Here is a 12,549-nt window from a genome sequence, read left to right as displayed (position 1 = left end):
ACGAAATGGCACGCCGTGTAAAACGCGTACTGTCGGTCGCCTCTGAGTGCGCCCCCCTCATTAAAACCGGGGGGCTGGCTGACGTGGTGGGTGCCCTGCCCGCTGCACTTGAGCCCTACGGCTACAAGTCCAAGGTGCTCCTCCCTGCCTACCCCGGTTTGCTCCAACGTCTGAGCCGAGGTACCCGAGTCTGGCGTGATGCCGACTTGTTCGGGGGCCCGGCTTCGGTGGTGCGAGGCACTGTTGACGGGCTCAACGTCCTACTGCTGGATGCCCCACACCTCTTTGACCGAGAGGGCGGCCCGTACGCCATGAACGGCCGCGACTACCCAGATAATCACGTACGTTTTGCGGCGCTGAGCTGGGCGGCCGCGCAAATCGCGCTTAGGGGAACCAGCGACCGTTGGAAACCTGACCTGGTGCACGCCCACGACTGGCAGGCGGGCCTGGCACCCTCCTACCTCAAGTATGCGGGGTCAACCGTTCCCACCGTCATGACGGTTCACAACATCGCCTTCCAGGGTGTTGTTGGTGCTGATCAGCTCGACTACCTACGTTTACCCACATGGGACTTTACCCCGGATTCTTTGGAATACCACGGCATGCTCTCCACTCTCAAGGCGGGTATGACCCATGCCTCTCGCCTGACCACGGTGAGCCCCAGCTACGCGGAAGAACTGACGGATTCTCACTTCGGTTTCGGCTTACAGGGTGTGGTAGCGGCCCGGCGTGACCGCGGTGAGCTTTCCGGCATTATCAACGGGGTTGATACCGATGTATGGAACCCGGCTGAAGATCAGGAGATTGTGCCCTACACGGCAGCTAACCCCGCCGATAAGGCCATTAACCGACAGCGTTTACTGGATGAGTTTAACCTGGCGGAACCCACCGGGCCACTGGCTGTGGTTGTAACCCGACTGACCTACCAGAAAGGCATTGACCTGCTGGTTCAGGCCCTTCCCGGTTTCCTGGACCGCGGTGGCGCGGTAGCTATTCTGGGGTCCGGGGACGTTACCTACGAGGTAGCTCTGAGCGACCTGGCTGCTCGCTACCCCGAGCGCGTCGGTTTGCGACTCGGCTATGACGAAGCCCTGAGCCACCGCCTGTATGCGGGGGGCGACATCGTCCTTGTGCCCTCTCGTTTTGAGCCCAGCGGCCTGACCCAGATGTACGGTATGCGCTACGGTGCTGTACCGGTGGTCGCTGCCACCGGCGGCTTGCGTGACACTGTGTGCGATGCCACCCCAGAAAACCTGGCTTCGGGCACCGCAACCGGCTTCACCTTCGGTGATGCCCGCCTGGGGGGAGCCATCGACGCAGGTGGCCTCAGTTTCGCTCTAGGGCGAGCCATTGATCTCTACGCAGACAGCGAAGAGTGGATCCGGTTACGTCACACTGCGATGAGCGCCTCAGTCGGTTGGGAGAAATCAGCAGGAGAGTATGCGAAGATGTTTGATACTCTCGTGGAATGAGAATTGAAGTTTGGGCACCTGGGGCCACCCGGGTGTGGTTTTGCCTGTTCGATGAAGAGAACTACGAAAGCCGCCATGAGCTCACTACCAAGGACGGCGAACACTGGATCGGCGATATTGCCGAGGCGCACGAGGGGAGCCGCTACGGCTTTCGCGCCGTCGGCGATTCGCCGCATTTCCAGCTCGAAAAACTGCTGATTGATCCCGCAGCCAGGCAACTTGATGCACCCCTGCGGTGGGATTCCTTAATGGCTGCTACCTCTCAGGGTGACAGCGCACAGGTGGTACCTAAATGCGTGATACCCGAGACCAATCCTGGCGGCCCTGACCCCGCCCAGAACCGCCCGCACCACTTTTGGGAAGACCTCGTCATCTACGAAGCCCACGTGAAGGGTCTCACCAAGAATCACCCGGCTATCAACCCCGAGATTCGCGGTACCTACGCGGCTCTGGCCGACCCCGCCGTCCTTGAGCATCTACAGACCCTGGGCGTTAACGCCCTGGAACTTCTGCCGGTGCAGGCCTTTATTGACGATGAGCACCTGATTCAGCGCGGCCTAGTGAACTACTGGGGTTATCAGCCCGTTGGCTTTTCGGCGCTCGAACCGCGGTACGCCTCGGGCCCGGCTCACGGCGCGCAGGCGGACGCAGAGTTCAGGCAGGCCGTGTACACTCTGCACGAGCACGGTATTGAGGTCATCCTTGATGTGGTCTTCAACCACAGCGGTGAGGGCGGCGAAAACGGGCCGATTCTGTCGATGCGTGGGCTCAACGACGCTGGTTATTATCTGCGGAACATTGACGGCACCTATACCAACGACACGGGCACCGGGAATACCGTGGCTGTACGTAACCCGAACGTTCTCCGACTGGTTCTGGACTCACTTCGCCACTTTGCGACCCGCTACGGAGTTGATGGCTTCCGCTTCGACCTGGCGGCTACCCTGGGGCGCACAGAGAACGGCTTCTCGAACCAGGCCGCCTTCTTTCAAGCTGTGGGGCAGGACCCTGTGCTCCGCAGCCTCAAAATGATTGCCGAGCCCTGGGATATTGGCCTGGGAGGCTACCAGCTGGGGCACTTCCCTCACCCCTGGCGGGAGTGGAATGACACCTACCGGGACGGGGTGCGCCAGGCATGGCGCGGGGACACAGACACGATAGGTAAGCTAGCCTCAGCACTGCTGGGGAGCGCCCAACGGTTTGACCACAGCGGCAGACCGGCCACTGCCTCCGTCAACTTTATTACGGCCCATGATGGGTTCACTATGCGTGACTTGGTGACCTACTCGCAGAAACATAACGAGGCAAACGGTGAGGGGAACAAGGACGGACATAACGATAACCATAGCGATAACCTGGGCGTTGAAGGCCCCACCGATGACCCAGCTATCGCACAGGCCCGTGAGCGTAGGGTTCGTGCCTTACTGGCTACCCTAATACTCTCGCAGGGGGTACCCATGCTTCTTGCGGGCGACGAGATGGGCAACACCCAGGATGGCAACAACAATGCCTACTGCCAGGATAATGAGACGAGCTGGCTCAACTGGGATCTCGCTGATCACTCTCTGGTGTCTTATGTTGCCTCACTGGTTGCCCTGAGACGCCGCCTTCCCCAGCTACGCCGGCGTGAGTTCCTGCACGGGGATCAGGTTCTGTGGTGGCGATCAAACGGTACCCCTGTAGAAAGTTACGATTGGCACGCCCCAGACTTCCGGTGTTTTCAGGCTCAGCTGGGTGATGTGCTGCTTGTCTTCAACACCGGTGACGAGATTGACCTGAGCCTGCCGCCGCACCCTGAGGGCCGCGACTGGCACCTAGAGTTCGAGTCAGAACCCTCACATCAGCAGGCTATGGTTGCCCAGTCGGTTCGGGTCTATTCCTAGACTGCGGATTCATTCTCACGCTGCCGCCCTCCCTATAAATGAAGGAGGGCGGCAGCGTCCTTATGCACTCGGGTAACCGGCCATGAGCGGCATCTCTACCGGCCCAGCCCCGCGTAGATCCACCCTGCTTCGAGCCAAGCCTGCTTGTCGAGAGCATTGCGGCCATCGATGATATGAGCCCGTTCCACTACGGAGGCCGCGTCAGCGGGATCCAGGTTAACGAAGCTGGGCCATTCGGTCAGTAGCAACACCAGCTGAGCACCGGTCAGAGCGGCCTGCACATCGGTTTGACAGATGAGCTGAGGGTAGCGGGCAGCCACACCGGGTAGCGCCTCGGGGTCGGTGATGGTCACGCGGGCACCGGCCTCGGCCAGGCGCACGGCTACCTCAAGGGCAGGGGAGTCACGTATATCATCTGAGTCAGGTTTGAAGGCTGCCCCCAAGACCGTAATCCGGGCATCTGCAAGGTTTCCGGCGAACGCCTTGATAGATTCGGTGACGACGCGGTCGCGGCGGCGCTGATTGATGGCGTCAATATCGCGCAAGAAGCTCACGGCATCTTCTACGCCGAGTTCCTGGGCGCGGGCCATGAAGGCGCGGATGTCCTTAGGTAGGCAACCACCCCCGAAACCCACACCTGCCCGCAGGAACTTGTTGCCAATACGCTCGTCGTAGCCGATAGCGTGAGCCAGCTCAGTCACGTCACCGCCGGTGGCTTCGCAGAGCTCAGCCATAGCATTGATGAAGGAGATTTTGGTAGCGAGGAAGGAGTTAGCTGCCACCTTAACGAGTTCTGCGGTGGGGTAGTTGGTTCTGATATGTGGTGTACCTGCGGCAAGAATAGGTGCGTAGACAGTATCGAGTGCAGCCGCACCAGCGTGAGCCCGAGCAGGGTCTGAGGGGAGGCCGTAGACCAGCCGATCTGGGTACAGAGTGTCTTTGACAGCGAACCCTTCGCGGAGAAACTCAGGGTTCCATAGGAGAACAGCCCCCGCTGCTTCGGCTCGTTCTGCTAACCGAGCGGCAGTTCCTACAGGCACGGTTGATTTGCCCACGATGACGGTAGATGGACGCTCGGAGCTGGCCTGTGCTTTTTTGTCGGCAGGAATGGTGGCAAGCACCAGTTCGAGTGCAGCCTCTACGTACGAGAGATTGGCTGCCTTACCGTCTGAAGACTGGGGAGTACCCACAGTAATGAAGTGCAAATCGGTATCTGCAAGTTGAGCTGACAGTTCAGGGGAGGGGGCACCGTCAGTGGGGGCCAGAGCGAACGAGAGTGCCCCCGATGACAGTGAGCTCTTGAGAAGTTCAGGGAAGCCGGGCTCGTAGAAAGGCGCCTGGCCTGCTGAAAGATTGTCGATTTTGGCGGCGTCAACGTCAACGCCCAGAACGGTGTGCCCTAGGTGGGCCATAGCTGCCGCGTGGACTGCGCCCAGATAGCCGCAACCGATAACTGAAATTTTCATTTTCTTTTTCCTTAGTGTATTGGGGTCAGTGTGTGTTTAATCCAGGAGGGGAGCCAGCGCTGGGCCGACGGTCTAAAGCTGTAGACGCAGGCAATTCGAATTCGGGCTGCCTGCCGGTAGAGCTCAAGCCTGGCTTCTGGTATAGCGCACTTTGCAGCTAGCTGCTCAAGGTTTTTAATGATGTGGGCTGAGAATGCCCTGCTATAGATTCCCTGTGTAGCTCGTAGTTCCACGTGGGCAAGCAGGTTGCCCACATCGAGTGCGGCTTCTCCGTAAGCGGCGGTGTCTAGGTCAATAATTCCTAGGCTGGTTCCGTCCCACAGAAGCTGCTTATCGTGTAGGTCGCGGTGAAGAAGAACGTAGTCGCTGTGAGTCTCGGTGCTTCTCAGTTCGTGTGCGACCCGCTGAGCCGCTGCTGAGAGCTCTGCGCCTCCTATGCTTCTATCACTCAAACCAGAGAAAGCATTGTAGGCCTCGGTATGGCCCACCCACTGTTCGAGCACCAGTGCCTCTTCGTTGGCACTGTGGACGGGGGGCCTGTAGTCTTCCTGCGGTGAGTGAAGGGCCTCTCCGCTCCGGTAGGCAGCTGATCCACGCTCTAAGAAGGCAGACCAGTTAAGCGCAAAATGACTCCAGGCCTCCAGCCCCTGATCCGCCAGCTGGAAGAGCGAGCGGCCAGCAACCTTCGAGAAATCGACTCGGGAGTGACCGGCGTTGATTACTTCAGCCACCGTGAAACCAGAAGCGGAGGCTAGGTTTCCCACAGCAGCGCTCGCTGTAACCACAGACCGTACCTTGACCGGTTTGAGGTGTTTAGAGACTCGGCCGCTGTGCATGACTACCGCCCGTTTGCCTGCGCGATGCACCAGTAACTGTGAACCGGGTTCCCTGAGGTCACCGGCTAATTCAGGTAGCTTTGCGTCAGTACCGTACGGGAGTTCTCGGACGTGCCCGGCCGCATCGATGTGGGCGGCACCCAGCAGCTCCGTCTGGCCGTTGTATATCTCCGCAATGAGTGATGCGTTGGTATGGGGCCAGGCTCTGCGGACGGTGAGGTGCGGAGCAAACGAGCGCTCAGAGCGAAGGGCTGCGAGGGCTTGAGAAGTGTTCATAGCAGTTGTTCTATCTGAATGAGACGGCGGACGATGTCGGTGCGCCAGGTCGCTTGGCCGGCACGCAGTGGCTCGGTCAGGCGCAAAGCTAGCGAGTGGGCGGTCGCTCTCTGGAGCTGGTCGGGTGACGGGGGCACACCACCAGCATTGAGGTAGCCGCGCATAAAAGACCTTCCGGCTTCTGGGCTACTGGTAGCCAGGTAGGAGCCAAGATCGGTGGCTGCCGGGCCGAGGTGCGCCCGGTCGAAGTCGGTGAGCCAGAAACTGCCCGAGGTATCGGTGATGACCTGGTCAGGTGAGGCATCACCGTGCACGAGCACCGGGTCCCCCTCTAACCGGGGGAGTTCAGCGGCAAGCTCACGGCAACGGCCCGCAAGCTCAGAATCCAGAGCATCAAGCACCCCGGCATGAACCTGTAACTGGCGGGCTCCGCTGGTGAAACGATCCGCCAGCTTCCCTTTAAGGGAGGGGGGAAGATGCGGGGTGGACGCATGTAGGTGAGCAAAGAGGGCACCTGCGGCCTCAGCCTGCGCTGGAGTCTGACCATCGCTCAGGTCGTGATCGCCCACGTACTCCAGGGCTGGTAGGCCGGTCACCTGATCGGGGGCAAGCACCGGAGGAGCCGGAACGAACCCGCTCACGAACTCGTGAATACCGGTATCGGCTGGCTCACCGGCGGTCAGTACCCGAACCACACGAAGGGGGCCGTCACTGCTTCTGTACCTGATGACGAGGCGCCGGGCAGGGTTGTAACGCAAGACCCTCGCGCCGGGGGCAAGAAGTGCACTACTCTCAGCGAGCGGACCCATCAGTTTAGGGTCAGCCGCCAGGGGGCCAGTCTGAATCACTGAACCCGGTTCAAACTCCCGGCCCGCCGGCACTACTGGAGCCGCCAAGCCCAGCTTTGCAACTTGCTCGGCGTGGCGGGTGGCCTTTCGTGCTCCTGCTGGCCAGAGCAGACGGACCCAGCCGTGAGCGTCCTGCCCTTTAACCAGCTCATGCGGGCTGTAGGCCCTAAAGCCTGCAAGCACGGAGGTGTCTGGTTTAACACGTAGTGACGTCACTGTGACCTCACGCCCCAGCCACTCAGAAAGCCACCCGGGCTCTAGAAGAGTAGAGACGGCGGCGAAGGTGGTCGATGTACCCATCATCAGTCTCCTACCCGAATGTCATCATGGTTCTTCTCGCCCGCTGAGACCCAGGCGCGGAAGGCCCTGCTAGTTTTGAGAAGGTGGGCGGGAGAGCCGTCGAACTGAACCCTACCGTCCTGTAGCCAAATCACCCGGTCAGCTCGCAGAGCCACCTCGGTATCATGGGTGACAGCCAGCGTTGTTTTACCCTTGACCAGTTCTTCGATAGCGTCCATAACCAGGCCAGCTGACTCGGGGTCAAGGCCCGTTGTGGCCTCGTCAAGCACCACGATGGGTGTATCGCGCAGGAGCGCACGAGCAATAGCGATGCGCTGGCGCTGGCCGCCTGAGAGTGTTCCTCCGCGTTCGCCGACCATGGTGTCGTAGCCTGCGGGAAGTTTTTCGATGAAGGGTGCAGCATGGGCTGCCCGGGCGGCGGCCTCGATTTCGTCATCGGTGGCGTCAAAACGCCCGTACCTAATATTCTCGCGAATCGTTGCTGTGAAGAGCACTGCTTCTTGATGAAGCAGGGAGATATTGGCCCTCAGCTCTTCAAGATCAGTAGTGGCAACCGTGACGTCATCGATGCGGACGGTGCCCCAGCTTGGGTCTTGTGACCTGCCCAGCAGCGAAACGAGCGTTGATTTACCGGCACCTGAAGGCCCGATAACCGCTACGAATTCCCCCGGATGCACCGTAAGGTTGAGCCCGCGTAGAACCGGGTGACCGTCATATTCGGTGTATACGTTATTGAACACCAGGCTACCAGTTACCTTCCCCAGGTTCTGGGGGGATTCTAGCTGTTCGATGTCGTTCTCAACATCCATCAAATCAGCTACACGCTCACCGCTGGCGGTGGCGCGGGCTATTCTTCCCGTGTATTTTGCCATATCGCGCAGGGGTTTCATAGTGGTTTTGAGGTAGGTGGTAAAAAGTACCAAATCACCGATTGTCATGTGGTTTTCCAGCACCCGCCAGGCACCTCCCACTATGACGGCGGCGGTTGAGATGCCCACAATGACGTCGGTGCCCCGTTCAAGACGGGCCGCCAGACGGCGGGCACGCACCCCATCTTTGAGCGATTTCTTGTTAGCCTCTACAAAGCGTTGGCCAATGTGCTCCTCCAGGCCGTAGGCTTGCACCACCTTAATCGATGACAGAGACTCTTGAGCGGTGTTAGCCAGCTGGCCTTCGGCCTTGCGGGTGCGGCGGGAAGCCTGCGTAATCTTGCGGGCTGTTCCTCGAGACATGAGAGGGAAGATAAAGAGCGCGACCACCACAACCAGTGAGAGAATGGGGTCTATCACCAGCATGACGATGAGCATGACCGCCAGAGTGAGGAGGTTGGCGATGAGTGGCAGACCTGCGGTAACTGCGACCTCTTGGAGCCTGGCCACGTCACCCACGATGCGCTGCACGGTGTCAGCTGACCGGTTGCGGGCATGGAACCCCTGATGCAGGTTCTGCACGTGGTTAAAGACGCGGGCGCGCAGGAGGGTAGAGGCTCGTGAACCCACGAGTGCGAAAGCGACGGTTGCCAGGTAGTTGGAGAGGGCGCGAAGACCCACAATTGCGATAAGGGCAACCCCGCACCACACCAGCAGTGACCAGGAGGCAGGAGGCCCGCTCTGCTGGGCTCCCAGAGAGACAGATAGGGCATCTACCACGAATTTGAGCGGCCAGGGCTCTAAGACCCTAAAAGCTACCTCAAAGAGGAGAGCCAGAGTGCCACCTGCTGCCAGTGCCTTCTGAGGTTTGATGTCTGGTGCAATCAGTTCGAGGGTGCGTCGAAGCGCCTTCTTCTGAATTCGTTTAGCCACTTAGACACCTGCCAGAGAAAGTATACGGGTCACGGCCTGTTCCCAGGAGTGGCGGCTTACTGCAAGTTCTCGTGCACGCTTACCGTAGCGGGCACGCAGCGCCCGATGACCGGCCAGCTCATCCAGAGCGCCTGCCAGGGCGGCCGCGTCTGAGCCAGGCACCAGGGTTCCAGCGCCTTCGATGGTGGCAGGTATCTGACCGATAGAGGTAGCGACCACCGGCAGGCCAGCCGCCAGGTACTCATAGACCTTCAGGGGGGAGAAATAGTGCTCGCCGCTACCGTCAGCAGCGGGGTAGGGGGCAACTCCGATAGCTGAACCCGCCAGAGCCGCTGGCATATCCTCGGGAGCAAGCGCTCCTACAAAGTCGACCTCAAGCCCCAGCTCATCGGCCTGGGCTTGGAGGGCCTCACGTTCGGGGCCGTCACCCAGGATCCTTAGCCGCCAGGGCACCCTTGCTAAGGACGCGGCGGTAAGCAGGTCGGCGACGCCGTGCCAGGGCTTGAGGGTGCCCACAAAAGTGACAATCGGGCTCCCCTCAGCCTCGGGGCTGGGCGTGATGCGTGAGATGCTCACTCCGTTGGGCACCGTGGTCACGGTAGCCTGCGGAACCAGACCAGCAACCCATGCCTTCACCTGATCAGAGACAGCGACAACAGCAGAAGCGGCCTGGGCCTGGAGAGTAAGGGCCTGGTAGGCGGCAGGCTCATCAACCAGCACCCGATGAGTCTTCTGCTCGTCGATCAGCGGAGCGTTCACCTCTAGGACGCCCGGTAGCTGGCTCTCTGCCAAGACCGTAGAGAACAGTGAATAGCGTTCGTACACAAAATCAGCGCCCCAGTCACGCACAGCCTGCGCAATATGCGCAGAAACCTGCTGCTGGGCAACCTCCCGCTCACCGGCGTCCTTGGTCTCAATCTTAAAGATTTCACACGGAACATCAGCTAGATCCTGGGGTACTTGCTGACCGCTTCGCGTGGCAAAAAACTTCAGCTCGTGCCCCCGGCGCAACAGTTCGCGGGCTACCTCCTGAATGTGAACCGATGCACCTTTTGTGCCGAACACCGGAATGCCCGGGTCTACACACACATAGGCAATGCGCATTGTCTACTTCACACCTTTCGTGCTGTGGGCAGCCTGCAACTCGCCCAGGGCTCGTGCCTGGGCACGACTATCAAACTTCTCTTCTATTAAGGTTCGGGCCTCTTGCGCCAGTGCCACCGTGTTCACCCGTGATGTAGCTACCGCCTCGAGCGCATCGGCTAGCCCAGCCACGTCCAGAGGCTCTAAAAGCAGACCCGTGTGTAAATTACGTACTACCTCCGGTAAACCGGTCACGCTGGTTGCAATAACCGGGGCTCCGCAAGCCATGGCCTCCAGCACAACTGTGGGTAGGCCGTCCATATTGCCATCGGCCGCTGGGATACAGGGAGCTACGAAAACGTGAACCTGCGCAAGTAGGTCACGCACCTCCTGCTGGGTGAGCGGGCCAGGCAAGGTGACTCGATCACCCAGCTCTAACTCTTGAATCTGCTGCACAAGAGACGGAGTCAGCTCACCCGAACCACCCAGGGTCAGCTGCACGTCAAACCCCCGGTCAACGGTGATTTTTAGAGCATCCAGGAGTTGGCTGAACCCTTTTTTAGTCACGTGGCGGCCCACAGCAGCCACCCGCAGTGGCTCCTGCTGGTTCACAACCGGCGGGTTCTGGTAAGGGAAGCGGTCTAGTTCTAGCGCGTTGTACTGTAGGACGATGTTGGCACCAGTGCCCTCAAGAACCCTGTGTAAGTAAGACTCGTTATAGCGTGAAATAGCGACGGTAGCCGCAGCATCGCCACAGATACGGCGTAGCCAGGTCATATCGACCGATTCATGGAAAATATCCTTGGCATGGGTGGTAACAGTGTAGGGAATTCCCGTCAACTGGTGGGCGACCCAGGCCATACGCCCAGCCAAGGACGCAAAGTGAGCGTGCAGGTGGGTGATGCCATCAGCCTGAGCCCGGGCAGCAAGGGTGACACCTTGAACAACATCAGAGGCAGGTAGCTCCATCAGCTGAGGCAAAATCACGGCGAACCGTGACCGCATCTGTTCGGTTCTCAACGATCGCCCCAGCTGCTCCCAGAACGAGGCAGACTGACTCGTTCGAGGAATCCAGGTCACAGGTGCTTGCACACGCGCCAGTTCCGGGTGAAAACGAGTGTCAGTGGTGGGGCGTAAAGCGTAGATACTCAGGTTTTCCCCCGCAGCTTCACGCGCCAAAATTTCGGTAACCACGAAGGTTTCAGAGAACCTGGGGTAGACCTTCAAAACATAACCTATATGGCCCATAAGATTTCATCTTCCTGCGAGCTTCGGGCTTCCGCCTTACCCACTACTATTTCTGCAACGAGTGTGGCGGTTCGCCACAGACCGTCCCGCTCAATATGGGTACGATCAACCCTGCCTTTGACAGCCTCACGCACCCAAGCTGAGGCCCTCTCAACCGTCAGCTCTTGCTGCCTACAGTAGTCAGCCACGTTCTGGCGGGCTAAAGCCTGTGCTCTGATGAGCTGTTCTGTTCGAGGTGCCTCCCTGGGCACGATGAGCGCTGGGGTAGCAGTTGCTAACACCTCGTTAGTGGTGTTGTACCCGCCCATGCACACCACGGCTGCCGCCCGGTCAATGAGCTGGCTGAGACCGGGGAGTGAGTGAACCACTTGCACTCCGGACGCGGCGCCGTCAACCAGTTGCCTGAATTTTTCGGGTGCCAGCTGAGGGCCGGTAACCACAAGGTGGTCAAAACCTTCGGGCGGTTGAACCTGCACCATCGTTTCGAGGAGGGTATACCCGTCCTCACCACCACCAGCGGTTGTGAGAATAAAAGGGCGGTCGGGTGCAGGCTGGCCGGTGGGCTCGGCTAGCTCTCGCCCCAGGGCAAGGTAGCCAGTGAACTTTGCCTGATCGGCTAGCTCCCTAGGAATTTCACCGGAGCGTACCGGGTGATGCACCGAGGGGTCACCGTAGATCCAGAGGGAATCAACAATTGACCGTAGGTTAGCCGGTGAACCGTTTTTGAACCACTCAGCGTGAGCTACGGCAGGCTCGTCAAGAATTTCGCGCAGACCGAGCACCACATGGGTTTCTGGGTGCAGGGCGCGAAGTTTTTCTAGGGGCACCTGGAGTTCCCTCATAACTCCGAAGATGTGCCGATCAATAATCACCACGTCAGGGGCGAAGCCCAGAAGTGAGGCTTCAAGCAACTGGGAGCGCAACTGTACCAGCAGGGGCATCGTGGTGCCAAGGGACCGCGAAGCATACTGGCCTTTGACCTTGCGGATGCTGGGAATAAACACCCAGTCAAACCCGGGAGGGAGTGGAAAGGTGGCCGCCTGAGGCAGACCCGAGACGAGGAGCCCAGCCACTGGGCGCCCCGTTAACTCGGGGACCGTTCGGGCAATATGGTGGGCGATAGCCAGGTTGCGGCGCACATGCCCCAGCCCCTGAGAATCGTGGCTGTAGAGCACAACGCGTACTGGCGCATCGGTCAGTGTATGGTGCATAAGTATTTTCTGGTGCGATTAAAACCGGGTAACCGGTGGTGTGATTGTTTCGCCAGAAAATATTACGGACGCATTATTAAGGAAAGATGAAAATAAATCTCTCCAACATTAATGAGAGCATTCT

At 59.5% G+C, this 12,549-nt stretch carries 9 protein-coding genes; 2 read left to right on the top strand and 7 right to left on the bottom strand.

Annotation, left to right across the window (positions count from 1 at the left end):
* Window positions 1-5: 5 nt before the first annotated feature.
* Window positions 6-1,472 (top strand): glycogen synthase GlgA, encoded by a 1,467-nt coding sequence (glgA, locus tag L6966_RS01155; protein ID WP_237232728.1) that lies wholly within the window; start codon window positions 6-8, stop codon window positions 1,470-1,472.
* A complete protein-coding gene (gene glgX, locus L6966_RS01150) occupies window positions 1,469-3,355 on the top strand; it encodes a glycogen debranching protein GlgX (protein ID WP_237232727.1) in 1,887 nt (628 codons plus the stop codon). Before glgA ends, glgX begins: the two co-directional genes overlap by 4 nt.
* Window positions 3,356-3,450: 95 nt before the next feature.
* Here the strand turns inward: glgX and L6966_RS01145 are convergent, their stop codons facing one another.
* From L6966_RS01145 to L6966_RS01115, 7 genes are read right to left on the bottom strand one after another with little or no spacing between them, the layout of a single operon-like run.
* Window positions 3,451-4,821 (bottom strand): UDP-glucose dehydrogenase family protein, encoded by a 1,371-nt coding sequence (locus tag L6966_RS01145; RefSeq protein ID WP_237232726.1) that lies wholly within the window; start codon window positions 4,819-4,821, stop codon window positions 3,451-3,453.
* Window positions 4,822-4,832: 11 nt separating this feature from the next.
* Complete coding sequence (locus tag L6966_RS01140) at window positions 4,833-5,933, bottom strand: phosphotransferase (RefSeq protein WP_237232725.1); 1,101 nt, start codon at window positions 5,931-5,933, stop codon at window positions 4,833-4,835.
* Window positions 5,930-7,084: a phosphotransferase family protein gene (locus L6966_RS01135; protein ID WP_237232724.1), complete on the bottom strand. Its 1,155-nt coding sequence runs from the start codon at window positions 7,082-7,084 to the stop codon at window positions 5,930-5,932. The genes L6966_RS01140 and L6966_RS01135 overlap by 4 nt, the downstream gene beginning before the upstream one ends.
* Complete coding sequence (locus tag L6966_RS01130) at window positions 7,084-8,883, bottom strand: ABC transporter ATP-binding protein (protein ID WP_237232723.1); 1,800 nt, start codon at window positions 8,881-8,883, stop codon at window positions 7,084-7,086. Before L6966_RS01130 ends, L6966_RS01135 begins: the two co-directional genes overlap by 1 nt.
* Window positions 8,884-9,987, bottom strand: coding sequence for a glycosyltransferase family 4 protein (locus L6966_RS01125; RefSeq protein WP_237232722.1), 1,104 nt, complete (start codon window positions 9,985-9,987; stop codon window positions 8,884-8,886).
* A 3-nt stretch (window positions 9,988-9,990) separates the two neighbouring features.
* Window positions 9,991-11,214, bottom strand: a complete 1,224-nt coding sequence (locus L6966_RS01120; RefSeq protein ID WP_237232721.1) for a glycosyltransferase family 4 protein — start codon at window positions 11,212-11,214, stop codon at window positions 9,991-9,993.
* Window positions 11,202-12,425, bottom strand: a complete 1,224-nt coding sequence (locus L6966_RS01115) for a glycosyltransferase family protein (RefSeq protein ID WP_083091749.1) — start codon at window positions 12,423-12,425, stop codon at window positions 11,202-11,204. Before L6966_RS01115 ends, L6966_RS01120 begins: the two co-directional genes overlap by 13 nt.
* Between the last annotated feature and the right edge of the window lie 124 nt (window positions 12,426-12,549).

Origin of the sequence: Rothia nasisuis, assembly GCF_928381405.1 — a bacterium.
GTDB lineage: Bacteria > Actinomycetota > Actinomycetes > Actinomycetales > Micrococcaceae > Rothia > Rothia nasisuis.
This window is presented reverse-complemented; position numbering and strand designations above follow the sequence as displayed.